The organism is Achromobacter pulmonis, from assembly GCF_902859765.1.
GTDB classification, from domain to species: domain Bacteria; phylum Pseudomonadota; class Gammaproteobacteria; order Burkholderiales; family Burkholderiaceae_B; genus Achromobacter; species Achromobacter pulmonis.
Window position 1 is genome coordinate 1 of record NZ_CADIJV010000027.1, and the last position, 26,555, is coordinate 26,555.

Annotated in this window: 22 protein-coding genes and 1 other RNA gene; 20 read left to right on the forward strand and 3 right to left on the reverse strand. The window is 66.1% G+C overall.

All coding sequences use genetic code 11. The features are described 5' to 3' along the window. The first annotated feature begins 277 nt into the window (after positions 1 to 277). The gene (locus HV701_RS19995) at positions 278 to 643 is read left to right on the forward strand and encodes a DUF4870 family protein (protein WP_175134761.1); all 366 of its coding nucleotides are present in this window, start codon (positions 278 to 280) and stop codon (positions 641 to 643) included. A 420-nt stretch (positions 644 to 1,063) separates the two neighbouring features. On the opposite strand, the gene HV701_RS20000 is transcribed toward HV701_RS19995, so the two are convergent. Then, complete coding sequence (locus HV701_RS20000) at positions 1,064 to 1,342, reverse strand: SWIB/MDM2 domain-containing protein (RefSeq protein WP_006217453.1); 279 nt, start codon at positions 1,340 to 1,342, stop codon at positions 1,064 to 1,066. 147 nt (positions 1,343 to 1,489) lie between these two features. On the opposite strand from HV701_RS20000, the gene HV701_RS20005 reads away from it, so the two are divergent. Together HV701_RS20005 and pyrC are read left to right on the forward strand one after the other, a co-directional pair. Then, a complete protein-coding gene (locus HV701_RS20005) occupies positions 1,490 to 2,683 on the forward strand; it encodes a M20 aminoacylase family protein (protein WP_175134762.1) in 1,194 nt (397 codons plus the stop codon). 11 nt (positions 2,684 to 2,694) lie between these two features. After that, entirely contained in the window at positions 2,695 to 3,759 is a 1,065-nt protein-coding gene (pyrC, locus tag HV701_RS20010; RefSeq protein ID WP_175134763.1) for a dihydroorotase, read from the forward strand. 88 nt (positions 3,760 to 3,847) lie between these two features. Here pyrC and HV701_RS20015 read toward each other — a convergent pair whose 3' ends face one another. Continuing rightward, on the reverse strand, positions 3,848 to 5,680 hold the full coding sequence (locus HV701_RS20015) for an ATP-binding cassette domain-containing protein (RefSeq protein ID WP_175134764.1): 1,833 nt from the start codon (positions 5,678 to 5,680) through the stop codon (positions 3,848 to 3,850). A gap of 108 nt (positions 5,681 to 5,788) precedes the next feature. Between HV701_RS20015 and rnpB the strand changes: the two genes are divergently transcribed. From rnpB to lpxC, 16 genes are all read left to right on the forward strand, one after another. Beyond that, an RNA gene (rnpB, locus tag HV701_RS20020) (RNase P RNA component class A) lies at positions 5,789 to 6,194 on the forward strand. A gap of 324 nt (positions 6,195 to 6,518) precedes the next feature. Then, the gene (gene mraZ, locus HV701_RS20025) at positions 6,519 to 6,947 is read left to right on the forward strand and encodes a division/cell wall cluster transcriptional repressor MraZ (protein ID WP_175134765.1); all 429 of its coding nucleotides are present in this window, start codon (positions 6,519 to 6,521) and stop codon (positions 6,945 to 6,947) included. A 7-nt stretch (positions 6,948 to 6,954) separates the two neighbouring features. After that, the gene (rsmH, locus tag HV701_RS20030) at positions 6,955 to 8,052 is read left to right on the forward strand and encodes a 16S rRNA (cytosine(1402)-N(4))-methyltransferase RsmH (protein ID WP_175134766.1); all 1,098 of its coding nucleotides are present in this window, start codon (positions 6,955 to 6,957) and stop codon (positions 8,050 to 8,052) included. Continuing rightward, positions 8,052 to 8,342 (forward strand): cell division protein FtsL, encoded by a 291-nt coding sequence (ftsL, locus tag HV701_RS20035; RefSeq protein WP_175134767.1) that lies wholly within the window; start codon positions 8,052 to 8,054, stop codon positions 8,340 to 8,342. Before rsmH ends, ftsL begins: the two co-directional genes overlap by 1 nt. Then, complete coding sequence (locus HV701_RS20040; RefSeq protein WP_175134768.1) at positions 8,339 to 10,066, forward strand: peptidoglycan D,D-transpeptidase FtsI family protein; 1,728 nt, start codon at positions 8,339 to 8,341, stop codon at positions 10,064 to 10,066. The genes ftsL and HV701_RS20040 overlap by 4 nt, the downstream gene beginning before the upstream one ends. Further along, a complete protein-coding gene (gene murF, locus HV701_RS20045) occupies positions 10,063 to 12,927 on the forward strand; it encodes a bifunctional UDP-N-acetylmuramoyl-L-alanyl-D-glutamate--2,6-diaminopimelate ligase MurE/UDP-N-acetylmuramoyl-tripeptide--D-alanyl-D-alanine ligase MurF (protein ID WP_175134769.1) in 2,865 nt (954 codons plus the stop codon). Before HV701_RS20040 ends, murF begins: the two co-directional genes overlap by 4 nt. Then, positions 12,917 to 14,086, forward strand: a complete 1,170-nt coding sequence (gene mraY / locus HV701_RS20050) for a phospho-N-acetylmuramoyl-pentapeptide-transferase (protein WP_175134770.1) — start codon at positions 12,917 to 12,919, stop codon at positions 14,084 to 14,086. The genes murF and mraY overlap by 11 nt, the downstream gene beginning before the upstream one ends. After that, positions 14,083 to 15,615: a UDP-N-acetylmuramoyl-L-alanine--D-glutamate ligase gene (gene murD / locus HV701_RS20055; protein ID WP_175134771.1), complete on the forward strand. Its 1,533-nt coding sequence runs from the start codon at positions 14,083 to 14,085 to the stop codon at positions 15,613 to 15,615. Before mraY ends, murD begins: the two co-directional genes overlap by 4 nt. After that, the gene (gene ftsW, locus HV701_RS20060) at positions 15,612 to 16,805 is read left to right on the forward strand and encodes a putative lipid II flippase FtsW (protein ID WP_175134772.1); all 1,194 of its coding nucleotides are present in this window, start codon (positions 15,612 to 15,614) and stop codon (positions 16,803 to 16,805) included. Before murD ends, ftsW begins: the two co-directional genes overlap by 4 nt. After that, a complete protein-coding gene (gene murG, locus HV701_RS20065) occupies positions 16,802 to 17,881 on the forward strand; it encodes an undecaprenyldiphospho-muramoylpentapeptide beta-N-acetylglucosaminyltransferase (RefSeq protein ID WP_175134773.1) in 1,080 nt (359 codons plus the stop codon). Before ftsW ends, murG begins: the two co-directional genes overlap by 4 nt. Beyond that, positions 17,878 to 19,284 carry a UDP-N-acetylmuramate--L-alanine ligase gene (gene murC, locus HV701_RS20070; protein WP_175134774.1) on the forward strand — a complete coding sequence of 469 codons (1,407 nt, stop codon included), beginning with the start codon at positions 17,878 to 17,880 and terminating at the stop codon, positions 19,282 to 19,284. Before murG ends, murC begins: the two co-directional genes overlap by 4 nt. Then, a complete protein-coding gene (locus tag HV701_RS20075) occupies positions 19,281 to 20,231 on the forward strand; it encodes a D-alanine--D-alanine ligase (RefSeq protein WP_175134775.1) in 951 nt (316 codons plus the stop codon). Before murC ends, HV701_RS20075 begins: the two co-directional genes overlap by 4 nt. Positions 20,232 to 20,243: 12 nt before the next feature. Next, positions 20,244 to 21,068: a cell division protein FtsQ/DivIB gene (locus HV701_RS20080; protein WP_175134776.1), complete on the forward strand. Its 825-nt coding sequence runs from the start codon at positions 20,244 to 20,246 to the stop codon at positions 21,066 to 21,068. Positions 21,069 to 21,072: 4 nt separating this feature from the next. Further along, a complete protein-coding gene (ftsA, locus tag HV701_RS20085) occupies positions 21,073 to 22,299 on the forward strand; it encodes a cell division protein FtsA (RefSeq protein WP_006217473.1) in 1,227 nt (408 codons plus the stop codon). Between the two features lie 190 nt (positions 22,300 to 22,489). Further along, positions 22,490 to 23,674, forward strand: coding sequence for a cell division protein FtsZ (gene ftsZ / locus HV701_RS20090; RefSeq protein ID WP_020925134.1), 1,185 nt, complete (start codon positions 22,490 to 22,492; stop codon positions 23,672 to 23,674). Between the two features lie 239 nt (positions 23,675 to 23,913). Continuing rightward, positions 23,914 to 24,837, forward strand: coding sequence for a UDP-3-O-acyl-N-acetylglucosamine deacetylase (gene lpxC / locus HV701_RS20095; protein WP_175134777.1), 924 nt, complete (start codon positions 23,914 to 23,916; stop codon positions 24,835 to 24,837). 196 nt (positions 24,838 to 25,033) lie between these two features. Here the strand turns inward: lpxC and HV701_RS20100 are convergent, their stop codons facing one another. Further along, positions 25,034 to 25,441 (reverse strand): flagellar hook-length control protein FliK, encoded by a 408-nt coding sequence (locus HV701_RS20100; RefSeq protein WP_175134778.1) that lies wholly within the window; start codon positions 25,439 to 25,441, stop codon positions 25,034 to 25,036. A gap of 127 nt (positions 25,442 to 25,568) precedes the next feature. Here HV701_RS20100 and HV701_RS20105 point away from each other — a divergent pair, with 127 nt between their 5' ends. Beyond that, on the forward strand, positions 25,569 to 26,552 hold the full coding sequence (locus HV701_RS20105; protein ID WP_175134819.1) for a M23 family metallopeptidase: 984 nt from the start codon (positions 25,569 to 25,571) through the stop codon (positions 26,550 to 26,552). Positions 26,553 to 26,555: the final 3 nt, after the last annotated feature.

Here is a 26,555-nt window from a genome sequence, read left to right on the forward strand (position 1 = left end):
TGAAACGCCTTTGCGCCGATGATAGTGGACGGACGTCTGTGAAAGTAGGTCATCGTCAGGCTTTTATTGCTCAAAACCCCATAGGCTCGCGCCTGTGGGGTTTTGTTTTTGGCCGCGCGGAAAGTACAAGCCCACCGAGTCGGAAGGGCGGGCGAGAAAGTCGTCCGACACGCCTGAAACCCGCGCCAGCATTGAATGTGCCCAAATAACAACGCCCGTGGACCAGTCGGGTTTGTGCGGTAAGATTGACCGAGTCAATTGTTGTTGGAGCGTAATCGTGAGTGATACCCAGACCCCCGCGCCCGGTACGGCATTGGACCTGCGCACGCTGACCCACGTGGCCTATGGTTTGTTTGCCCTGGGCTTTCTGACCAGTGGTTTCTTGGGCATTGCCACGCTGGCCTCAGTCGTGTTGATGTACCTGAAGCGTTCCGACGTTGCAGGTACGGTCTATGCAACGCATTTTGATTGGTTGCTGCGCACCTTCTGGTGGGCGTTGCTGTGGCTGGCCATCAGCAGCTTGGCGGTGCTCATCTATATCGGATGGATCGGCGTCGTCGCCACCATCGTGTGGGGCCTGTACCGCCTGATCAAGGGTTGGCTTGCATTGCTGGATGGCACGGCACCGACCTCGTATGCGTGATCCGGATCGTGCCTGACGGAAAAAGCCGGCGTATGCCGGCTTTTTTATTTGATGAGCGCAACCGCAGGCGATCCCCGCCAACCCCGCTCAGGGTGAGAGTGGTGGTTCGAACCGTGGGCGGGTGATGGATTGCGTCGTCAAGGGAAAGGACGCGCTCGTTGGCGGCAAAGGTCTGTTGCCGCGGCCATCAGCCGGCCATCCCGGCCTTGCCTGATGCAGGGCCTGCAGCGCATTGGAAAGGATCTGGGGTGGAAGTCGCCGGATTGCCCATCGTTATGATGGGGGCTGACGGCAGGAGCTGGAGAGCTTGCTTGTGGAGTACAGCTTCAGGGGTACTGCGGGTCGAACCCGCCCGGCGTTCAAGCCAGGGCGTTGAGGCATAGCCAAGGCAGGGACGTACCAAGTACGCCCTTTGCCCGCTTACTTCAGATGTGCGTTGACCAGCTTGGTCAGTTCGAACATCGTGACCTGATCCTTGCCGAAGATCGGGCGCAGCTTGGCATCGGCGTTGATGTTGCGCTTGTTGCTCGCATCTTGCAGGTTGTGCTTCTTGATGTATTCCCAGATCTTCTTGGTGACCTCGGTGCGCGGCACGGCTTCCGAACCGATCACAGCGGCCAGTTCGGCGCTGGGAGTCAGGGGCTTCATGAATGCAGCGTTCGGCTTGCGCGCGGTCGCGGGTTTGGAGGTTGTGGCCATAATGCGGCGCTCCTTCTCTGGCTGTTGGAAAAATTGTCCTGCGGCCGGAGCATAACGTGTCTCTCCCCTAAAGACAAAGGCATTTATCCTCTGTAGCAACTAAAATATCGCCACTGTCCCCCCTTCCACGTCATTCTGTAACCTCCTATGTACGCACGTTCTGCTTTGGAATCAATTCGCTTGTTTCATGACGAATTGACGGCGCTGCGGCGCGACCTGCACGCTCATCCCGAGTTGGGCTTCGAAGAAGTCCGCACGTCTGGGATCGTGGCGGGCGCGTTGGAGGCGCTGGGCATCGAGGTGCACCGGGGCATTGGCAAGACAGGCGTGGTGGGCGTCATTCGCGGCAAACGCTGCGACAGCGGACGCATGATCGGCCTGCGCGCCGACATGGACGCCCTGCCCATGACCGAAGACAACGACTTTGGCCACAAGTCGACCAAGCCCGGCCTGATGCATGGTTGCGGCCATGACGGCCATACGGCGGTATTGATCGGGGCGGCCCGGTACCTGGCGCAGACCCGCAACTTCGATGGCACGGCGGTACTCATCTTCCAGCCGGCCGAGGAAGGGCGCGGGGGGGCCAAAGCCATGATGGAGGACGGGCTATTTGACACCTTTCCCTGTGATGCCATCTACGCCTTGCACAACTGGCCCGGGCTGAAGCCCGGTACCATCGGCATCAACCCGGGACCGATGATGGCGGCGGCCGACCGTTTCGAGATCCTCATTACCGGCCGCGGCGGTCATGGCGCGCATCCTTATCAGACGATCGATCCGGTCACTATCGCTGGCCAGGTCATCACCGCGCTGCAGACCATTGTGTCGCGCAACGTCAATCCGCTGGATTCCGCGGTAGTATCGATCGGTTCGCTGCAGGCCGGCCATCCTGGCGCGATGAGCGTGATCCCGCGCGAGGCGCGGCTGGTGGGCACGGTGCGCACCTTCCGCAAGTCGGTGCAGGAGATGGTGGAGACGCGCATGCGCGAGTTGGTCACCGCCATCGCCGGCGCATTCGGCGGCACCGCTGAGCTAACCTATGAGCGCATCTATCCCGCGACCCTGAACACGCCGCAACACGCCAATCTGGTCGCGGATATCGCCACCGAGATGATCGGCAAGGAAAACGTGGTGCGCGACCTGGTCCCGTCGATGGGTTCCGAAGATTTTTCCTTCATGCTGCAGAGCAAGCCAGGCGCTTATTTCCGTCTGGGCCAAGGCGGAGCCGAGTCTGGCTGCGTGCTGCACAACTCGCATTTCGATTTCAACGATGCCGTCATTCCCCTGGGCAGCGCGATGTTCTGCGCGCTGGCTGAACGGGGCATGCCGCTGGCAGATTAAGAAGCCTTCCCATGTCTACGCAAAATACGACTCGACTGACCATCACCCGCCCCGACGATTGGCACTTGCACCTGCGCGATGGCGCCGCGCTGGAAGCGGTGGTGGCGGATACGGCGCGACAGTTTGCCCGCGCCATCATCATGCCCAATCTGAAGCCGCCGGTAACCACCACTGAACAGGCCGTGGCCTATCGCGGCCGCATTCTGGCGGCGCTGGCCAAGGCGGGCGGCGATGTTGGCGCTTTCACGCCGTTGATGACGCTGTACTTGACCGACAACACCAGCGCCGAAGAGATCTTCCGCGCGCACGAGTCCGGCCAGGTCTGTGCGGTCAAGCTGTATCCGGCCGGGGCCACCACCAATTCCGACGCCGGTGTCACCGATCTGCTGGGCAAGTGCGCCAAGGCATTGGAAGCGCTCGAGAAGTGTGGCATGCCGCTATTGGTGCATGGCGAAGTGACCGATCCGTCGATAGACGTGTTCGATCGCGAGGCGATCTTCGTGGAACGGGTGATGAAGCCGCTGCGGCGTGCGTTCCCCGCCTTGAAGGTGGTGTTCGAGCACATCACGACCAAGGAGGGCGCCGAGTATGTGCGTGATGCCGAAGGTCCGATCGCGGCCACGATCACGCCGCAGCATCTGCTGTACAACCGCAACGCGATTTTCCAGGGTGGCGTGCGGCCGCATTGGTATTGCCTGCCGATCCTCAAGCGTGAAACCCACCGCCAGGCGCTGGTGGCGGCCGCGACCAGCGGCAGCCCACGCTTCTTCCTGGGAACCGACAGTGCGCCGCATGCCCGTGGCCTGAAGGAGCATGCCTGCGGCTGTGCCGGCTGCTACACCGCTTTGCATGCGATGGAGTTGTATGCGACCGCGTTCGATGCCGTCGGCAAGCTGGACCAGCTGGAAGGGTTCGCCAGTTTCCACGGGCCGGATTTCTACGGTTTGCCGCGCAATACGGGAACCTTGACCCTGGTGCGGGAGACCTTCCAGATTCCGGAAGAACTGCCGTTCGGCAATACCGCGCTGGTGCCCCTGGCCGCGGGCGAGACGCTGGCCTGGCGCGCCACGTCGTAGGCACGCCGGTGGCGCATCCCGCGCCGTTGGCGATGCGCCAGATATCGTAGTGGGCCGCAGCAAGCCGTGGTAGCCCGCTGCCCCAGCCTCAGAGGCCGCCTTCGCGGCGCGCCTCGAGCAATTCCCAGCGCGCGAATTTCTCTTCGAGCTCGCTTTCGAGCTTGGACAGTTCGCCGTTGATGCGTTCGACTTCGGCGGGCGCATCGCGGTACAGGCTGCCATCGGCCAGCTTGCCGGCCAGCGCCGCCTGCTGCGCCTCGAGCGCGGCGATGGCGTCGGGCAGGCCCTCGAGTTCGCGCAAATCCCACGAATTCATTTTGGCGGCTCGTACCGGCTTTGCCTTGGCGGCCTTGGCGCGGGCGGCGGCTTCATCGGCGGCGCGCGCCTTGGCAGTATCTTCCGCGGTGCTTTCGACGAGCGCCGGGGCGGGCCGCTGGGCGACCCATTCGTCGTAGCCGCCGACATAATCGCGCCAGTGGCCGTTGCCCTCGTAGGCGATGGTCTGGGTGACGACGTTGTTCAGGAATGCGCGGTCGTGGCTCACCAGCAGCACCGTGCCGGAATATTCCTGCAGCAGTTCTTCAAGCAACTCGAGCGTTTCGATATCGAGATCGTTGGTGGGTTCGTCCAGCACCAGCACGTTGGCCGGACGCGCGAACAGGCGCGCCAGCAGCAGGCGCGCGCGTTCCCCGCCGGACAGGCTGCGCACGGGCGAGCCGGCGCGCGCGGGTGAGAACAGGAAGTCGCCGAGATAGCTCATGACATGCTTGCGGGTGCCGCCGATCTCGACCCATTCGCTACCCGGGCTGATGATGTCGACCAGCGTTGCGTTCTCGTCGAGCTGGGCGCGCATCTGGTCAAAGTAGGCCACCGACACGTTGGTGCCGGTGCGGGTCTTGCCGCTGTCGGGCGGCATTTCGCCCAGGATCAGCTTGAGCAGCGTGGTCTTGCCGGCGCCGTTGGGGCCGATGATGCCGATACGGTCGCCGCGCAGGATGGTGGTGGAGTAGTCGTCCACCACGACCTTGTCGCCGAAGCGCTTGCTGACGTGTTCCAGTTCGGCCACCAGCTTGCCGGAGCGCTGGCCTTCGGCCAGTGCCAACGACACGTCGCCGACGCGTTCACGGCGCTCGGCGCGTTCGACCCGCAGGCGTTCCAGGCGCCGCACGCGGCCTTCGTTGCGGGTGCGGCGGGCTTCCACGCCCTTGCGGATCCAGACTTCTTCCTGGGCCAGGAGTTTGTCGAAACGGGCTTGCTCGAGGCGCTCGGATTCCAGCCACTGGGCCTTGCGCTCTTGCCATTGCGAGAAGTTGCCGGGGAAGCTGAGCAGCCGCCCGCGGTCGAGTTCGACGATGCGGGTAGCCACTGAATCGAGGAAACGGCGGTCGTGGGTGATGATGACCGCGGCGCCCTTCCAGGTGCGCAGCATTTCCTCGAGCCAGGCAATGCCGTCGAAGTCCAGGTGGTTGGTGGGCTCGTCCAGCAGCAGCAGGTCGGGCTCCTCGACCAGGGCGCGGGCCAGCGCGACCCGCTTGCGGGTGCCACCGGACAGGCCGGCGATCTGGGCGTCCGCGGGCAGGCCGAGTTTTTCCAGGATGGCGCGCACGCGCGAGGGGCGCTGCCAGTCTTCGTGGTCGCCTTCGACGTTGCAGACCACGTCGAAGACGGTGGCATTTTCGTCCAGTTCCGGTTCCTGTTCGACGGTGGCCACGCGCAGGCCTGAGCTGCGGGCGATGTCGCCGTCGTCTGGCGCGGTGCGGCCGTCCAGCAGCCGCAGCAACGAGGACTTGCCGGCGCCATTGCGGCCGATGAGGCCGATGCGCTCGCCGGCCTGGATGGCGAAGTCGGCATGGTCCAGCAATGGGTGATGGCCGTAGGCCAGCTGGATGTCGGTCAGGGTGATGAGCGTTGCGAGGGCCATGTAGGGAGTCGTTTTTGCGGCGGGATAAGCGGATCAGGCCATATTGTCGCAGGAACCCGGGCGGCTGTTCGGGGACGGAGCCGAGACCTGTACTAGAATACGCACCGCAAGGCGGGTCGGGCGATCGCGGTGGATGCGAATCCATCGAGGAAGGTCCGGACTCCACAGGGCAGGGTAGCGGCTAACGGCCGTCCGGTCGCGTCTTCGGACGCGGTCGAGGAACAGGGCCACAGAGACGAGTCTGCGGGGCGGGCGTGCCATGCGCGCACCGATACGGCCATCTCCGTATCGCGCCAGCCGGTAACGGCGGGCGGCATCGCAGGGTGAAACGCGGCAACCTCTACCCGGAGCAACATCAAATAGGCATGCGTGCGGCTTTCGGGTCGTGGAGGGCGGCTCCGTCCGAGTATGCGGGTAGATGGCTACAGCGGCTCAGCAATGATCCGCGCAGAGGAATGATCGTCCGCCAGGGAAACCTGGTGTACAGAATCCGGCCTATAGGCCCGTCTTGCATTGGATTTCCGATCGGCGCGCGCTGCCGCGCGGCTTTTTTCAGGTCTCGATGTCCGCCATCTGGCGCGCAGCCCCCGCCAGTCTTCGGCCGGCGGGCCGGGTAAAACAATGCAAAGGCATTGTTAGCCGCCACTTCTTAAGAACCACATTTAGATAGTGACGCAACCTCCTGATTTATTGGGAGGTTTTTCTATTGGTGAATTTACAAGTTGCTCTAAGTCCTTGTTGTGATTGAAAAAATTGCAACCGTGCGCTTGACCGCCCCATTGCCATACCGTAGAGTGGGAAATAGTAGGAAATTGTGCAATTAAGTGGGGTAAAAGTGGTGTTTCAGGGAAGCAGCGCGCTCACGCTGGATGCCAAGGGGCGGATCTCGATTCCGACCCGGCATCGTGACGCGCTCATGGCGCAGGCCGAAGGCCGCCTGACCCTGACCCGCCACCCGGACGGCTGCCTGCTGGTGTACCCGCGGCCCGAGTGGGAAAAGAAGCGCGAGCAGATTGCCGCCTTTCCCATGACGGCTCGCGCGTTGCAGCGGCTGCTGCTGGGCAACGCTCAGGACGTGGAGCTGGACGGCTCTGGCCGCGTCCTGATCGCGCCTGAACTGCGCAACGCTTCCGGATTGACGCGCGAGGTGATGCTGCTCGGTATGGGCGCGCACTTCGAGCTGTGGGATGCCGCTACCCTGGCAAGCCGCGAGGCTGAAGACCTGGCCAAGGGTATGCCGGATGTGTTGAATCAGTTTTCGTTCTGAAAGAGTTATGGAATTCGAACATCGGCCCGTCCTGCTGGAGCCGACGGTGGACGCGCTGTTGCTGGCCGATTTCGGCGGCAAGGGCGCGACACGGTCGCACGCCCAGGACGAGCCGGCTGCGGCTACGCGCAAGGAACGGGGTGTCTTCGTGGATGGCACCTTCGGTCGCGGCGGCCACAGCCGCGAGCTGCTTGGCCGCCTGGGCCCGGCCGCCCGTCTGGTGGTGTTCGATAAGGACCCCGAGGCGATCGCCGTCGCCAATGCGTTGGCGGCGGTGGATTCCCGGGTGACGGTGGTGCACGGCGGCTTTGCCACCATGGCCGAAGCGTTGCGGCAACGCGGCATCGACAAGGTCGATGGCGTGATGCTGGATCTGGGCGTGTCGTCGCCTCAGATCGACGATGCCGAGCGCGGTTTCTCGTTCATGCGGGATGGCCCGCTCGACATGCGGATGGACACCACTCGTGGACCCACGGTGGCGGATTGGCTGGCGCAAGCCAGTGTGGATGAGATGCGGGAGGTCATAGCGGATTATGGCGAAGAACGGTTTGCTTTTCAGGTTGCAAAGGCGATTGCTGCTCGCCGCGCAACAAGGCCGCTGCGCACCACGCTCGAGCTTGCCGAGTGCGTCGCCAGCGCCGTCCGCACGCGCGAAAAGGGGCAGCATCCGGCCACACGCACCTTTCAAGCTCTACGGATTTACATCAATCGGGAACTCGAAGAGCTCGCGCGCACCCTCGCGTCAGCTCTAGATCTGCTCGCCCCGGGGGGGAGGTTGGCGGTGATCAGCTTTCATTCGCTCGAAGACCGCATGGTCAAGCAGTGCATCGCGGCGGCGGCGCGTCCGGCTGCCGCGCATGCGCGCTTGCCCTTGCGCGAAAGCGAAATGCCCCAGCCGGTGCTGCGCTCCCTGGGGCGCGTGCTGGCCGAAGACGATGAAGTCTCGGCCAATGCGCGCGCCCGTTCGGCGGTGCTGCGGGTCGCCGAACGCACCGCCACGCCCTTGCCCGCCGAGGGCGGCATGGCATTCGTGAAAATCGGTTCGCTGCCCGGCAGCGATCTGGCTCCGCCGCCTCGCCGCGGCGGCAAGGGAGGGCGCCGCTGATGGGTCGCGTCAACCTGATCGTTGCGGCTTTGCTGATGCTGTCGGCCATTTCCCTGGTCACCAGCCGGTATCAGTCGCGCCAGCTCTTTGTCGAGTTGGGTCGCGATCAGGCGCAGGCACGCGACCTGGAAACCAACTGGCGGCGCCTGCAGCTGGAACGCGCCGAGCTGGCGCGCAATGCCCGGGTCGATGTGATCGCGCGCGACACGTTGAAGATGATTCCCATCGTGCCTGACCGCACGCTGTACCTGAATCAACCGCCGCTGCCGCCCGGTGGAGGTGCCCGATGAAGCGCGTGCCCTTCTTCGATAATCCGGTGTTGCGCGGGCAACTGCCGACCTGGCGCGCGCGTTTGGTGCTGATCCTGCTGTTCGGCGGCTTCACCGTGCTGGCCGGCCGTGCCCTGTTCCTGCAAGGGCTGTCCACCGAATTCCTGCAGCAGCAGGGCGAGCGCCGTTACGAGCGCACCCTGACGCTGTCGGCCACCCGCGGCAAGATCATGGACCGCAACGGCTCGGTGCTCGCTTCGAGCGTGCCGGCGCGCGCCATCTGGGCCATTCCCGAAGACCTCAAGCAGGCCACGTCCGCCCAGTTGGATGCGCTGGCCAAGTTGCTGGAAACGCCCATCGCCGACCTGCGGCGCCGGGTCGACGAAGACAGGAACTTCGTGTATCTGAAGCGCCAGGTTTCGATGGACGTGGCCGACAAGATCAAGCAACTGGGGCTGCCCGGCGTGCATCAGCAACCCGAGACCCGCCGTTACTACCCCGACGGCGAGGTGATGGCGCACGTCGTCGGCTTCAATAATGTCGAAGATCAAGGGCAGGAAGGCGTCGAGCTGACGTTCAATCAGCAGTTGTCGGGCCGGCCGGGCAGCCGGCGTGTCATCAAGGACCGGCTGGGCCGGGTGATCGAGGATGTGCAGGCCGTGACCCTGCCGGTCGATGGCCGCGACCTGCGCCTGTCCATCGATACCCGTCTGCAATACCTGGTGTTCAAGGAATTGAAGGACGCCATGGAAAAGCACCAGGCCAAGGGTGCCACCGCCGTGATCGTGGATGTGCATACCGGCGAGATCCTGGCGCTGGCGAGCCTGCCGACATTCGATCCGAACCGGCGCGAAACCTTCCATGGCGCGAACCTGCGCAACCAGGCCATCACCGACACGTTCGAGCCCGGCTCGATCATGAAGCCGTTCACCGCCGCCTTGGCGCTGGACCTGGGCCGTATCACGACGTCGACACTGTTCGAGACCGGCAACGGTCGTTTCACCTATCAGGGCAGCACCATCAGCGATGTCAGCCGCAACGGTACGCTGGACGTGGCTGGCGTGCTGCGCAAGTCCAGCAACATCGGCATGACGATGATCTCCGAGAAGTTGGAGTCGCGCGAAATGTGGGACCGCTTCACCGAGTTGGGACTGGGGCAGGCGCCGCAGGTGGGATTCCCGGGCGCGGCCCCTGGCCGCCTGCGGCCGTGGGAACGCTGGCGCTTGATCGAAAAGGCCACCATGGCCTATGGCTATGGCTTGTCGGTGTCGCTGCTGCAGGTGGCGCGCGCCTATACGGTGTTTGCCCGCAACGGCGACATGGTGTCGCTGACCCTCGTCAAGCGCGACAGCGATCCCACCAGCGTCAAGATCTACACGCCCAAGACCACCGCGCTGGTGCGCGGCGTGCTGGAGGCCGCCGCCGGGCCGGAAGGCGCCAAGGCCGCCCAGGTCCAGGGTTACCGCGTGGCGGGCAAGAGCGGCACCGCGCGCAAGATCGTCGATGGCAAGTACAGCATGCAGCGCTACCGCAGCTCGTATGTGGGATTCGCGCCGGTGTCCGATCCCAAGATCGTGGTCGCGGTATCGATCGACGAGCCCACGGTCGGCGGTTACTACGGCGGCGCGATCGCCGCGCCCGTGTTCTCCCATATCGTCGGCGGGAGTCTGCGGTTGATGGGGGTGCGGCCGGACGCGCCCTTCGAGTCGACAATCGTTGCCGGTATCAAGGAGCCAGGCAGATGAGCGCCAAGGGCTTCCTCTCATCCTCCGTCGCCACGGTCGAACACGCCGTGGCGTGGTTGCATTCGCGCGTGTCGTTGACCGCGCACCTGAAGCTGGACTCCCGCGAGATCGAGCCGGGCGACGTGTTCGTTGCCTGCCCGGGACTGTCCAGCGACGGCCGCCTGTATATAGAGAAGGCGTTGGCGCTGGGCGCCAGCGCGGTGTTGTTCGAAGCGCCCGCGACCGAAGCCATCGAGGCCGCGGCGGCGGCCGGCAATACGCCGATGCTGCCGGTGAGCGGCCTGCGCGCCCTGTTGGGCGAGTTGGGCGACACCTGGTACGGCCGGCCGTCGGCGGCGCTGGCGGTGGTGGCCGTGACCGGCACCAACGGCAAGACTTCGTCGGTGCAGTGGATCGCCCACGCGCTGGGACGCAACGACAAGCCCTGCGGCACCATTGGCACCCTGGGCGCGGTGCTGCCCGACGGGCAGACGCTGGGCGGCCATCTCACCACGCCGGACGTGCTGACCGTGCACCGTCTGCTGGCGGCCATGCGCGATGCCGGCGCCAAGGCGGTGGCGATGGAGGCGTCGTCCATCGGCATCGAACAGGGCCGTATGGATGGCGTGCGGGTGGCGCTGGCCGCCTATACCAACCTGACCCGCGATCACCTCGATTATCACGGCACGATGGCGCGGTACGAGGCGGCCAAGGCCAGCCTGTTCCGCTGGCCGGGGCTGAGCGCCGCGGTGGTCAACGCCGACGACGAAGCCGGTCGCCGCCTGATCGCCTCGCTGCCGCCGGCGCTGTCGGTGATGGGCTACAGCCTGAGCGCGGATCCGGCGATTCCTGCCGCGATGCGTGCGCGCGACCTGCAGGCCACCGCGCAAGGACAGATATTCACGCTGGTGTCGCCGCATGGCGAGGCGCAGATCGTGACGCGCCTGCTGGGAGCGCACAACGTCTCGAACTTGTTGCTGGTGGCGGGCGTGCTCTACAAACTGGGCCTGCCCTTCGCGCAGATCGCGCGCGAACTGGCCGCGACCGATCCGGTGGATGGTCGACTGCAAACGGTGGAACCGGTGGCGCTCGCCTCCCAGGCCCATGCCGGCCGCGGGGCGCTGGTGGTGGTCGATTATTCGCACACGCCGGACTCGCTGGCGCGCGCCTTGATGGCGTTGCGCCCGGTGGCCCAGGCGCGCGCCGGCCGCCTGGTATGCGTGTTCGGTTGTGGCGGCGATCGCGACGCAGGCAAACGCCCCGAGATGGGACGCATCGCAGCCGAGCTGGCCGACCATGTCGTGGTGTCGAGCGACAATCCGCGCAGCGAATCGCCCGACGTCATCGTGGCGCAGATCGTTGCCGGCATTCCGGCTTCGGTGATGGCCGAGGTCCAGGTGGACCGTGCCCGCGCCATTATGCAGACCATCTGGGCCAGCGCGCCGGAAGACGTGGTGCTGCTGGCGGGCAAGGGGCACGAGACCTACCAGGAAATCGCCGGCGAGAAACTGCCTTTCGATGACCGGGAATGGGCGCGGCTGGCGCTGTTGCTGCCGCAGGTCAAAGGCGTTTCCACCGACACCCGGCGCATTGGCGCCGGCGAGATGTTCGTGGCGCTGGTGGGCGAGAACTTCGACGCCCACAATTATCTGGACCAGGCCGCCGAGCGCGGCGCCTGCGCCGCGGTGGTGGCGCACGCCGTGCCGGAATCGAGCCTGCCGCAACTGGTGCTGGGCGATACCCGCGTGGCGCTGATGCGTATCGGCGCCGCCTGGCGCGCCCGCTTCTCGCTGCCGGTGGTGGCGGTGACAGGCAGCAACGGCAAGACCACTACCAAGGAAATGATCTCGGCCATGCTGGCCGGCTGGCAAGGCGAGGAAGGCCGTCTCGCGACCGCTGGCAACCTGAACAATGACATCGGCGTGCCGCTGACGGTGCTGCGCCTGCGGCCGGAGCACCGCGCCGCCGTGTTCGAACTGGGCATGAACCACCCGGGCGAGATCGCCCAATTGGCGGCGATCGCGGCGCCCAGCGTGGCGCTGGTCACCAACGCCCAGCGCGAGCACCAGGAATTCATGCATACCGTGGAAGCGGTGGCGCTGGAAAACGGTGCCGCCATCGCCGCGCTGCCGGCGGATGGCGTGGCCGTGTATCCGGGCGACGAGCCGTACGCGGCGATCTGGGACAAGCTCGCCGCGCCGCGCCGCGCGTTGCGCTTCGGCCTGCAGCCGGGGCTGGATGTCTACGCCGAACAGATTCTGGCGGACGTCGATTCGACGCGTTGCCGCGTGGTGACGCCGATGGGCAATGCCGATCTAGTGTTGCCGGTGCCTGGCGTGCACAACCTGCGCAATGCGCTGGCGGCGATCGCCAGCAGCATCGCCGCAGGCGTGCCGCTGGATGTCGCCGTGCGGGCGCTGGCTGGTTTCAGTCCAGTCGCGGGCCGCATGCAGCACAAGAAATTGAGTGACGGAACGTTGCTCATCGACGACACCTACAATGCCAACCCCGACTCGGTTCGCGTGGCCATCGATGTGCTAGCCCGCATGGCCGGCACGCGTGTCCTGGTGCTGGGCGATATGGGCGAAGTCGGGGACAACGGCCCCGCCATGCATGAAGAGGTGGGCAATTACGCGCGCGAGCTCGGGCTCGACGCGCTCATCACGCTAGGCGAAGCCAGCCGGGCGGCCGCGGCCGCCTACGGTTCGGGCGCGCACGCCTGCGCATCGGTAGACGAAGTGGTTGCCGCATTGCGCGGCCTGCGCGCGTCCTGCGTATTGGTGAAAGGATCGCGCTTTATGCGCATGGAGCGGGTAGTGACGGCTTTTACTTCGAATGACGGACATGCGTCCAAGGGGCAGGGGGACAACCATGCTGCTTGAGATCGCCCGCCTGCTTTCCGATGATGTGCGCGCCTTGGGTGTGTTCGAGTACATCACGCTGCGCGCGGTGCTGGCCTGCGCCACCGCGCTGCTGATCGGCCTGGTGGCCGGCCCGCGCGTGATCCGCAAGCTGACCGAGATGAAGATCGGCCAGGCGGTGCGTTCCTATGGCCCGGAAAGCCACCTGGTCAAGACTGGCACGCCGACCATGGGGGGCGTGCTGATCCTGATTTCCATCGCCATCAGCACGTTGTTGTGGGCCGACTGGACCAACCGCTTCGTCTGGGTGGTGCTGCTGGTGACCTTCGGTTTTGGTTGGATCGGCTGGATGGACGATTACCGCAAGGTGGTCTATCGCGATCCCGAAGGCATGCCGGCGCGCCAGAAGTTTTTCTGGCAGGCCTCCATCGGCCTGGTGGCGGCGGTGTATCTGGCATTTGCCGTGTCGGCGCCGGCCAACGCCGAGTTGTGGCCCCTGTTCAAGGCCTGGGTCGGTAGTGGCTTCACGATGTCGCTGCCGACGCGCGCGGACCTGATCGTGCCGTTCTTCAAGACGGTCAGCTATCCGCTGGGCGTGCTCGGCTTCGTGGCGTTGACCTGGGCTGTGATCGTCGGCACCAGCAACGCTGTCAATCTGACCGACGGCCTGGATGGCCTGGCGATCATGCCCACCGTGATGGTCGGCAGCGCGCTGGGCATCTTCGCCTACGTGGTCGGCCGTGTCGACTACTCGAAGTATCTGTTGTTCCCGTATATCCCGGGCGCCTCGGAGCTGATGGTGCTGTGCGCGGCGATCGGCGGCGCGGGGCTGGCATTTTTATGGTTCAACGCGTATCCGGCGCAGGTGTTCATGGGTGACGTCGGCGCGTTGGCGCTGGGTGGGGCGCTGGGCACGATCGCGGTCATCGTGCGCCAGGAGATCGTGCTGTTCATCATGGGCGGCGTGTTCGTGGTCGAGACCCTGTCGGTGATGATCCAGGTGACGTGGTTCAAGTACACCAAGCGACGTTATGGAACAGGTCGACGCATATTCCGCATGGCTCCGCTGCATCATCACTTCGAAGTGGGCGGCTGGAAGGAAACCCAGGTGGTCGTGCGTTTCTGGATCATCAGCATGATGCTGGTGCTGATTGGCCTCTCTACCCTGAAGTTGCGATGAATATGAATGAAACCTCCCGCGCCGACGCGCCGCTCGTCCTGATCCTTGGATTGGGCGAGTCGGGTGTCGCCGCCGCACGCTGGAGCGCCCGCCAGGGCGCCCGCCTGCGCGTGGCCGACACGCGCGCCGAGCCGGGGGGATTGTCCGCGCTGCGCGATGCGCTGGCGCAGGCCGAGGTGGAATACCGCCTGGGCTGCGACACGTCTTTCGATCTCGCGCTGCTGGATGGGGTCGACCAGGTCGTCGTCAGCCCGGGGCTGGCGCCCGACGGCGCGCCGGCCGGCGATCTGCTGCGCGAAGCCAAGGCTCGCGGCATCGAAGTCGTCGGCGAGATCGAGCTGTTTGCGCGGGCGCTGGCCGAACTGGCCGAGACCCGTGAATACCGTCCGCGCGTGCTGGCCGTGACCGGCACCAATGGCAAGACCACCGTCACCGCGCTGGCGCGCGACCTGATCGCGGCCAGCGGCCTGTCGGTGCAGGCTGCCGGCAATATCAGTCCGGCCGCGTTGACCGCCTTGATGCAGGCGCTGGATGCCGATGCGCTGCCGCAAGTGTGGGTGCTGGAACTGTCGAGCTTCCAGCTGGAGACTACGCACACGCTGATGGCCGACGCGGCCGTCGTGCTCAACGTGACGCAGGATCACCTGGACTGGCATGGCGGCATGGACGCCTATGCGCGGGCCAAGGCGCGCCTGCTGAAGATGACGCGCATCGCCATTGTCAATCGCGATGATCCGTATACCGTGGACATGGTGCCGTCGCTGGATGCCATGCCGGTGCGCAGCTTCGGCCGCGACGTGCCGGAGCTGGTCGGCGACATGGGCCTGGATCTGGGGCAGGGCGTGGCCTGGCTGGTGGCGGCCGAGCCGGTCGATTTCGACGAACCCGTGGCGCCGGTGCGCCGCAAGAAGGGCGCGCCGGAGCCGGTGCGGGCCAAGGGCCGCATGAGCCGCCTGATGCCGGTCGATGCCCTGCGCATCCGCGGCATCCACAATGCCTTGAATGCGCTGGCCGCGTTGCAGCTGGCACGTTGCCTCGACCTCGGTTGGGGCCCGATGCTGCGCGCCCTGCGTGAATATGCCGGCGAACCGCATCGTGCCGCTTTTGTGCGCAATATCGGCGGCGTGGACTACATCAACGATAGCAAGGGCACCAACGTCGGCGCTACCGTGGCCGCGCTCGAAGGCATGGGCCAGCCGGTGGTGCTGATCGCCGGCGGCCAGGGCAAGGGCCAGGACTTCTCGCCGTTGATTCCGGTGGTGTCGCGCCATGCGCGCGCCGTGCTGCTGATCGGCCAGGATGGCCCCGAGATCGGCCGGGTGCTGGCCGCCACTGGCGTCGACTGCATTGCCGTGGCATCGCTGCGTGACGCCGTGCGCCGCGCCGCCGAACTGGCGCAGGCCGGTGACGTGGTGCTGCTGTCGCCCGCCTGCGCCAGCCTGGACATGTTCCGCAACTACCCGCATCGCGGGCAAGTGTTTGTGGAAGAGGTCGAAGACCTGGCCCGCGACCGAGGAGAGGTGGCATGAGCCTGATCGCCGATCTCACCGCCAGCGTCAATGCCGTACGGCCCGGCCGTACCCGCATGCGCAATTTCGACATGCCGCTCGCGATCGCGGCCTCGACGTTGCTGCTGCTCGGCCTGCTGATGGTGTACTCGGCGTCGATCGCGCTGGCCGACGGCCCGCGCTATGCGTCGTATGGACGCTATTACTTCGTGATCCGCCATGGCTTGTTCGTCTGCACCGGCCTGGTGGCGGGGGCGGTTGTGCTGGCGGTGCCGATCCGCGTCTGGCAGCGCCTGGCGGTACCGCTGTTCGTGGTGGCGATAGTGCTGCTGGCGGCGGTGCTGGTCCCGGGGATCGGCCGCGAGGTCAACGGCGCGCACCGTTGGATCCCGCTGGGCCCGCTGAATTTCCAGCCGTCCGAACTGATGAAGCTGGCCGCGCTGCTGTATGCGGCCGACTACACGGTGCGCAAGCAGGAGCACATGCAGGCCTTCGCACGCGGCTTTTTGCCGATGGCGTTCGCGCTGGCGGGCGTGGGCATGCTGCTGCTGCTCGAACCCGACCTGGGCGCGTTCATGGTGATCGTGGCGATCGCGATCGGCATCCTGTTCCTGGGCGGCATCAACGGCAAATACTTCAGCAGCCTGCTGGCGGTGCTGGTCAGCACCTTCCTGATGCTGATCTGGCTGTCGCCGTGGCGCCGCGCGCGTCTGTTCGCCTATCTGGATCCCTGGAACGAAGACAATGCCTACGGCAGCGCCTATCAGTTGTCGCATTCGCTGATCGCCCTGGGACGCGGCGAATGGCTGGGCGTGGGCCTGGGCGCCAGCGTCGAGAAGCTGCACTACCTGCCCGAAGCCCATACTGACTTTCTGATGGCGGTGGTGGGCGAGGAACTCGGCTTCGCCGGCGTGATGCTGGTGATCACGCTGTTCGCCATCATCGTCTATCGCGGTTTCGACATCGGCCGCCAGGCCATCGCCATGGAACGCACGTTCGCCGGTCTGGTGGCGCACGGCGTGGCGATGTGGTTCGGGGTGCAGGCCTTCATCAACATGGGGGTGTGCCTGGGGCTGCTGCCGACCAAAGGGCTGACGCTGCCGCTGATGAGTTATGGCGGCTCGGGCGTGGTGATGAATCTGTGCGCCCTGGCCATGCTGATACGGGTGGATGTGGAAAACCGCATCATGATGCGCGGAGGACGGGTATGACCGCGTCGTCGCGCACCATCCTGATCATGGCCGGCGGCACCGGCGGCCACATCATGCCCGGCCTGGCCGTGGCCGATGTGCTGCGCCAGCGTGGCTGGCGCGTGCTGTGGCTGGGCAACCCCGACAAGATGGAAGGCAAACTGGTGCCGCCGCGCGGCATCGAGCTGGTGCCGCTGCGCTTTGCCGGCGTGCGCGGCAAGGGCGTGGCGGCGTTGCTGAAGCTGCCTTTCCTGCTGCTGCGCGCCTGCGCGCAGGCGTGGTCGCGCCTGTCGGCGGTGCGCCCCGACGTGGTGCTGGGCATGGGCGGCTATGTCGCCTTCCCCGGTGGCGTCATCGCGGCGCTGCGCGGCACGCCGCTGGTGGTGCACGAACAGAATGCGGTGGCCGGCACCGCCAACAAGTGGCTGGCCCGCATGGCGCGCCGCGTGCTGAGCGGGTTCCCCGGCGTGCTGCCCAAGGGCGAGGCCATGGGCAACCCGGTGCGCGCCGACCTGTGCGCCTTGCCCGATCCGGCGCAGCGCTATGCCGGCCGTGGCGGTCCGCTGCGGCTGCTGGTGGTGGGCGGCAGCCTCGGTGCTCAGGCGCTCAATACCGCTGTGCCGCAGGCGCTGGCGCGCCTGCCACGGGAAAGCCGTCCCGTGGTGGTGCATCAGGCCGGCGAACAACACTTGCCGGCGCTGCAGCAGGCCTACGCCCAGGCGGGTGTGGCGGCCGACTGCCGCGCCTTCATCGACGACATGGCCGGCGCCATGGGCGATGCCGACCTGCTGATCTGCCGCGCGGGCGCCATGACGGTGTCCGAAGTGGCCGCGGCGGGCGTGGCGGCGCTGTTCGTGCCGTTCCCCCATGCCATCGACGACCATCAAACCGCCAACGCGCGCTTCCTGAGCGACGCGCAGGCCGCCTGGCTGCAGCCGCAGAACGCCTTGAGCCCCGAGTGGCTGGCGGACTGGCTTGGCCAGCGCAACCGACAAGAACTGCAAGCCGTCGCAGAACGGGCCCGCGCGCATGCGCACCCGGAAGCGGCGGCGCACATCGCCGACGTCTGTGAACAGGCAGCGGGGCGTTCATCATGAAACACAGAATCCAACATATCCATTTCGTAGGCATCGGCGGCTCCGGCATGAGCGGCATCGCCGAGGTGCTGCTCAACCTGGGCTACACCGTCAGCGGTTCCGACCTGAACGAGTCGGCGGTGACGCGCCGTCTGGCCGGCCTGGGCGTGAACATCGCCATCGGTCACGTCGCCAGCAACGTCACCGGCGCTGGCGCCATCGTCACCTCCACCGCGGTGGCGGGCGACAACCCCGAGGTCATCGCGGCCCGCGCCGCGCGCATCCCGGTGGTGCCGCGCGCCATCATGCTGGCCGAGCTGATGCGTCTGAAGCGCGGCATCGCGGTGGCCGGCACGCATGGCAAGACCACCACCACGAGCTTGGTGGCAAGCGTGCTGGCCGCGGCCGACCTGGACCCGACCTTCGTGATCGGCGGGCGCCTGAATTCGGCCGGCGCCAACGCGCGCCTGGGGCAGGGCGACTACATCGTGGTCGAGGCCGACGAATCCGACGCCTCGTTCCTGAACCTGCTGCCGGTGATGGCCATCGTGACCAACATCGACGCCGATCACATGGACACCTATGGCCACGACGTGGCCCGCCTCAAGAGCGCATTCATCGAGTTCACCCAGCGCCTGCCGTTCTACGGCAGCGCGGTGCTGTGCAGCGACGACGCCAACGTGCGCGAGATCATGCCGTTCGTGTCGCGCCCCATCACCACCTACGGCCTGAACGAAGAGGCCATGGTGCGCGGCTATGAGGTGCGGGCCGAGGGCACGCGCATGCGTTTCAACGTGCAGCGCAGCCAGGGTGACACGCTGTTGCCGCCGCTACAGGTGGAACTGAACCTGCCGGGCCTGCACAACGTGCGCAACGCGTTGGCGGCGATCGCCGTGGCGACCGAACTGGGCGTGTCCGACGAGGCGATCCGCGATGCGCTGGCCTCGTTCAAGGGTGTGGGCCGGCGCTTCACGCAGACGGGCGAGTTCCCGGTGCCCGCCGCGCATGGCGGCGGCGCCTTCACGGTGATCGACGACTACGGCCATCACCCGGTGGAAATGGCCGCCACGCTGGCCGCCGCCCGCGGCGCCTGGCCTGACCGCCGCATCGTGCTGGCGTTCCAGCCGCACCGCTATACGCGCACCCGCGATTGCTTCGAGGACTTCGTGCGCGTGCTGGGCACGGCCGACGCGGTGTTGCTGACCGAGGTCTATTCGGCCGGCGAGCCGCCGCTGGTGGCCGCCGACGGCCGTGCCCTGTCACGCGCCTTGCGCGTGGCCGGCAAGGTCGAGCCGGTGTTCGTCGAGGACGTGGCCGACCTGCCGCAGGCAGTGGTGGATTTCGTGCGCGATGGCGACGTGGTCATCGTCATGGGCGCGGGGTCGATCAGCAAGGTCCCGGCCCAAGTTGGAGAATTGGCATGAGCGCGACATTCGGCAAAGTGGGTGTGTTGTACGGCGGCCGGTCCGCCGAACGCGAAGTGTCCCTGATGTCCGGGGCCGGCGTGCACGAGGCGTTGCTGAGCGCCGGCGTCGATGCGCATTTGTTCGACACGGGCGAGCGCAGTCTGGCGGAACTGGCGGCAGAGGGCTTCGAACGCGTGTTCATCGCGCTGCATGGCCGCTTCGGCGAAGACGGCTCGATCCAGGGCGCGCTCGAACTGCTGGGCATTCCGTACACCGGCAGCGGTCCGCTGGCTTCCGCGCTGGCCATGGACAAGACCATGACCAAGCGGGTGTGGCTGCAACACGGCCTGCCCACGCCCGCATTCGAATTGCTGGACGCCGAGACCGAGCTGCGCCTGGTGCCCGATCGTCTGTGCCTGCCCTTGATCATCAAGCCGCCGCATGAAGGGTCGACGGTAGGCATCACCAAGGTCGTGGGTTATTCCGACATGAAGGAAGCCTATGCCCTGGCCGCCAAGTTCGACGCCGAAGTGCTGGCCGAGCAGTTCATCGCGGGCCGCGAATTGACGGTGGCGATACTGGGGGGCGGCAAGACCGCGCGCGCGTTGCCGGTGATCGAGATCGCCGCGCCCGGCGGCAACTACGACTACGAGCACAAGTACTTCTCCGACGACACGCAGTACTTCTGCCCGGCGGCGCTGCCGCCGGCCGTGGCCGAGGAAGTCGCCGACATCGCGGTGCGCGCCTATCGCGCGCTGGGCTGCGAAGGCTGGGGCCGCGCCGATTTCATGCTGGACGCCGACAACCGCCCCTGGCTGCTTGAAATGAATACCTCGCCCGGCATGACCAGCCATTCGCTGGTGCCGATGGCGGCTCGTGCCACCGGCATGAGCTATGCCGAACTGTGCGTGGCGATCCTGGCCGATGCCTCGTGCAAGTTGCACAGCGCGGCCCGTAATCCTTGACCCGGACATTCTGTGTGGAACGACGCTCGCACTACCAACCTGATCGCCAACACGCTAGCCGTGCTGGCGGTCTGCGCCATGCTCGTCGCGGGCGTGGTGTGGGTGGTGCAACGGCCGTATTTCACCTTGTCGGCGATCGAACTGGAATCCATGCCGGATACCGAGTTGCACTATGTCTCGCCGGGCGCGGTGCGCGCGGCGATCGCCGGCCGCTTCAAGGGCAATTTCTTCACGGTGGACCTGAACGAGGCGCGCGAGATCTTCGAGTCGGTGCCCTGGGTGCGCCACGCCACCGTGCGGCGGATCTGGCCCAACGTGCTGCGTGTGCGCATCGAGGAGCAGCAGCCGCTCGCGCTGTGGAACGAGAACCAGATGATCAACACCTGGGGCGAGGCGTTCACGGTCAACACGGGCGAGGTGGACGACGAGACAGTGTTGCCGCAGTTCTCCGGCCCCGAGGGCACCGAGTCGCTGGTGGTGCAACGCTACGCCGAGCTGGCGCGCTGGTTCGCGCCGCTCGATATGCACGTCAAGCAGCTGGAGCTCAGTCCGCGCTATGCCTGGCGCGTGGTGCTGTCCAACGGCATGCTGCTGGACCTGGGCCGCGATCCGGGCGCCGACGCGCCGGATCCGCATGGCCTGCCCGGCGCGCTGCCGTTCGCGGCGCGCATTCAACGTTTTGTGCAGGCCTGGCCCGCCGTGGCGGGGCGCCTGGAAGGGCGCACCATCACGCAGGCCGACCTGCGCTATCCCAATGGTTTCGCCCTGGCGCTGGCCCCGTTGCCCGCGTCGGCAAACAAACCCAAATCCACACCGAAACCTCCCAAGAAACGCTAACGCCATGACCCGTGACATCAAGGACCTTATCGTCGCCCTCGATATCGGCACCAGCAAGGTGGTGGCTGTGGTGGCTGAAATCCTGCCCGAAGGGCGATTCGAAGTGCTCGGCCTCGGCCAGCACGAGTCGCGCGGCATGCGCAAGGGCGTGGTCGTCAATATCGAGACCACCGTGAATTCGATTCAGCGCGCGCTTGAAGAAGCCGAGCTGATGGCGGATTGCAAGATCCGCGACGTCTACACCGGCATCGCCGGCAGCCATATCCGCAGCTTCAATTCCAGCGGCATGGTCGCCGTGAAGGACAAGGAAGTCACCGCCACCGATGTCGCCCGCGTCATCGAGACCGCCAAGGCGGTGAACATCCCGACCGACCAGCAGGTGCTGCACGTGCTGACGCAGGAATTCATTGTCGATGGACAGGAAGATATCCGCGAACCCATTGGCATGAGCGGCCTGCGCCTGGAAGTGCGCGTGCACATCGTGACCGGCGCGGTCAGCGCGGCGCAGAACATCGTCAAGTGCGTGCGCCGCTGCGGCCTGGAAGTGCAGGACCTGATCCTGCAACCGCTGGCCTCGAGCCTGGCCGTGCTGACCGCCGACGAGAAGGAGCTGGGCGTGGTCCTGGTGGACATCGGCGGCGGCACCACCGACGTGGCGATCTTCACTGGCGGCGCGATCCGCCACACCGCCGTGCTGCCGATCGCCGGCGACCAGATCACCAATGACATTGCGGCCATGCTGCGCACGCCGACGCCCGATGCCGAGGAAATCAAGCTGCGCTATGGCGTGGCCAAGCAGGTGCTGGCCAGCCCCGACGAATCGGTGGAAGTGCCGGGCCTGGGCGACCGCGGTCCGCGCCAGGTCAAGCGCCAAGCGCTGGGCGCGGTGATCGAGCCGCGCGTGGAAGAGCTGTTCACGCTGGTGCAGCAGGTGGTGCGCGACTCCGGCTACGAGGACCTGCTGGCTTCCGGCGTGGTGCTGACCGGTGGCTCGGCGCAATTGCCCGGCATGATCGAACTGGCCGAGGACGTGTTCCTCAAGCCGGTGCGTGTGGCGGTGCCCGAGTACGAAGGCAGCCTGGCGGATGTGATGCGCAACCCGCGTTTTTCGACCGTGATGGGGCTGTTGCAGGAAGCGCGCATGCAGCGCGTGCGCGGCCGCAAGGTCGCCGCGCAGACCGGCAATTTCAAGAGCCTGTTGGCGCGCATGAAGGAATGGTTCATGAATTGAAGAGGGGGGCAGGTTGGGGCCTGCTCCTTGGCACGATTCGCAGCGGTAAGGCGGGCCGGGCCAGAAAGGGGAGGCGTCTCAAACCCGTTGCGGACCAAAGCAGTCGGCTTCGGCTTTGAGGCGATTCACAAAATATAGGTTGTTGGGGAATTTTTGTGATTTGCAAAATCGGACTTGTGAGGGAGTCATCATGATGAACTTTGAGATGCTTGAGAACAACACCAAAGGGACCGTAATCAAGGTCGTTGGTGTGGGCGGTGCGGGCGGCAATGCCGTCGCGCACATGATTCGCAGCGGCGTGCATGGCGTGGACTTCATCTGCGCCAACACCGATGCGCAGGCGCTGGCGGCGACCAACGCCCCGGTGCAGATCCGCCTGGGCCGCACCGGCCTGGGCGCGGGCGCCAAGCCCGAGCAAGGCCGCGCGTCGGCCGAAACCGCGCGTGAAGAGATCCGTGCCGCCCTGAACGGCGCGCACATGGTCTTCATCACTGCCGGCATGGGCGGCGGCACCGGCACGGGCGCGGGCCCGGTCGTGGCCGAAGTCGCCAAGGAGCTGGGCATTCTGACGGTGGGCGTGGTCACCAAGCCCTTCTCGTTCGAAGGCAACAAGCGCCTGAAGATGGCCGAGGACGGCATCGCCGAACTGGCCAAGCACGTGCATTCGCTCATCGTGGTGCTCAACGAGAACCTGTATGAGCTGATGGACGAGGACGCGACGCAGGAAGACTGCTTCCGTTCGGCCGACGATATCCTGCACAACGCCTGCGCGGGTATCGCCGAAATCATCAACGTCGAAGGCAACGTCAACGTCGACTTCGAAGACGTCAAGACGATCATGGGCGAGCAGGGCCAGGCCATGATGGGCACGGCATCGGCATCGGGCGCTGACCGCGCCCGCGTCGCCGCCGAGCACGCCATTGCCTGCCCGCTGCTGGAAGGCGTGGATCTGAACGGCGCGCGCGGCGTGCTGGTCAACATCACCGCCAGCCGCTCGCTGAAGATGCGCGAAACGCGCGAAATCATGGAAACGATCCGCAGCTACGCTTCGGACGACGCCACCGTGATCTTCGGCACCGCCTACGACGAATCGATGGGTGAAAACCTGCGCGTGACGGTGGTTGCGACCGGCCTGGGCCGTGCGCAGGCGCGTCCGCAACTGGTGCAGAACACCGCCGAGGCGCTGCGCACCGGCACCGACAACCTGCCCATGGGCACGATGCCGGCCGCCGGCCAGGGCGACTACCGCAATCTGGACATGCCGTCGGTGATGCGCAATCCGCGCAGCCAGGCGTCGGCCCAGGTGCGCGCGCTGGAAAGCTCGGGCATGGATCACTTCGACATCCCGGCGTTCCTGCGCAAGCAGGCGGATTGAACCTGGGGCCTGGTTTCAGGCTCCCATGCACTCCCTCATCTCCGGCTTGCCTGTCCCCGCAGGCAAGCCGGAGGCGGAGCGGTCCGTGTTTCGTTTGTATCGCTTGAATCGGGGACAGTCTTATCGGTCGGTCCAGACGCCTTGATGGCGTTGAGAACCGGACAGAGTTACAATACGACGGTTATGCCGGCAATTTCTTGTCATCTTGACGGCTTCCTGGCCCTAAATACCTTAGTCTCATGTTCCGACAGCGCAGCATCCAGAATCTCGTCCGCACGACAGGCGTCGGCGTCCACTCCGGACGGCGGGTCGAGCTCACCCTGCGTCCGGCGGCGCCCAATACAGGCATCGTGTTCCACCGCGTCGACCTGCCCGAAGTCGTAGACTTGCCGGCGCAGGCCATGGGCGTGGGCGATACGCGCATGGCATCGGTGCTGCAACAGGGCAACGTCCGCGTGTCGACGGTGGAACATCTCATGTCGGCGCTGGCCGGCCTGGGCATCGACAATCTGCATATCGACCTCACTGCCGAAGAAGTCCCCATCATGGACGGCAGTGCGGCAACCTTCGTGTACCTGTTGCGCTCGGCGGGCATTGTCGAGCAGAACGCGCCCAAGCAGTTCATCCGCGTGTTGAAGACGGTGGAAGTGCGCGAGGGCGAAGGCCGCAACGAGAAGTGGGCCAGGCTTGAACCCCATGAAGGGTACGCGCTGGCCTTCTCGATCGACTTCCGCCACCCGGCTATCGACTCGACCGCGAATTTCGCTGAAATCGACTTCGCCACCCATTCGTACGTGCGCGAGATCGCGCGCGCCCGCACCTTCGGCTTCGTCAACGAAGTCGAGGCGCTGCGCTCGATGGGCCTGGCCCGTGGCGGCAGCCTGGACAACGCCATCGTGATGGATGAATACCGGGTGCTGAACAGCGATGGCCTGCGCTATGACGACGAATTCGTGAAGCACAAGATCCTGGACGCCATCGGCGACCTGTATCTGTTGGGCAAGCCCCTGGTGGCGCGCTACGTGGCGTGCAAGTCGGGCCACGGCCTGAACAACCAGCTGGCGCGCGCGCTGCTGCAGCAGCGCGATGCCTGGGAGTTGGTGACCTACGAATCGCAAGCCGAGGCGCCGCAGGCGTTCCGGCACGAATGGCAACTGGCCTGAGGCCGGTTTGCCACTGATGGCCGGTGTGCCGGGGTCCGTCCCCGGCACACCGGCCATTTTCATTGGACGGCGCCGACAGGCCTGATCCGTACGCGCCGGCGGCACCGCCTGGCGCAGGCCGCGGCGGTCATCCCGTCCGGCAATCCGGCCATGGCGGCCATCCGAAGGGTCGGCATCCAGGCGAGCCCGGCGATCTTCAGCTACTCTTGTGGTGCTTCAATAGCTTGGCGACCGCGTCGGCCAGCGGGCCGGGGCGCAGGTTGTCGTGCAGGGTCTCGAAGGCGCCCAGCGCGGCCTCTCCCAGCGGCTGCGCCTCTTTGGGCGGCAGCGGCTTGCGGGTGCCGGGCTTGGGCAGGCCGGCTTGTACCTTGACCGCAATTTCGTTAAGGTTCCAGCCTTGGTTCGCCAAGGCCTGCGCGATGCGCGGGGCCAATTGACGCATCTTCGCCGCGTGCGCGGCACTGGGCACCACCAGTTGAAGGCGCTGGTTTTCCAGCTTGCCTACCTGGCAGACGGAACCCAGCGGGGCGGGCAGGATCGCCGCCACCGCATATTGGATTTGCAAGTGCTTGCGGGCGGTCGCCAGTACCCCGGCGCCCCGCATGTCATGACCCAGCCATCCCAGGGCGGTATTTTCCCTTCGCCGGCTGGAACTGGAACGTTGGCGGTATGAAGTAGGTCTATTCATCCCGGCTCTGAGAATTAGGAAGCAAACCTTGAAAATCGTGATTATGCACGCCCGCGATGGGCAGGACGGGCATTTCACCCTGGGAGGCGCGCGCCTGGCGTTGTTTCTCGGGGGCGCGCTGATCACGGCCGCCATCTTCGGCGCGGCCCTCCAGCGCTACATTACGCCTATGCTGCCCGCGGTACGCACCGTCGGGTGGCCGTTGGCCGAGCAACCGGGGCGCGATGCGGATTTCCTGCGCGGCAACATGAACCTGTTGGCCGCCAAGGTCGGGGCGCTGCAGGCCAAGCTGGTCAGCATCGACGGCCTGGGCCAGCGGGTGGCGAAAGTCGCGGGCGTGGCCTATACCGACCCCGAAGTGGCCAGGCAGTTGGCCGGGGCGCCGGTCGACACGTCGCAAGCGCCTGAAGCCACGCAGGTAATGGATGATCTGCTCACCGAAGGCGCGCCGGCCGGCGCCACTTCAGCCGAGGCCCTGGGCCGCCAGTTGGACGAGATCCAGGAGCGGCTGGCGCTGCAGAGCGATAACCTCAAGCTGCTGGACGCGGCGCTGACGCGGCGTTCCGCCGACCAGGCGCGCATGCCGACGGCGATGCCGATCACCGACTATCCCTATCTCAGTTCCTCCTATGGCTGGCGCCGCAACCCGGTCACCGGGCGGCCGGCGATGCACGAAGGGCTGGACTTCGCCGCGCCGCCGGGCACGCCGATCCTGGCGGCATCGGGCGGCGTGGTGCTGGAAGCCAAATTCCATCCGGGCTACGGCAACATGGTCGAAATCGATCATGGCGACGGCCTGATTACGCGCTACGCCCACGCCTCGTCCCTGCTGGTCAAGCAGGGGCAGCTGGTCGAGCGCGGCCAGCCGGTGGCGCGGGTCGGCTCGTCCGGCCGCTCCACCGGACCGCACCTGCATTTCGAGGTGCGCCTGGCCGGCCAGCCGCTCGATCCGCGCCTGTTTCTGGGGGCGCAGCAGAACGCTCCGCCGACGCTGGCGCAAGCCGGCGCCAGCAGCGCCGCGCGCTGATGC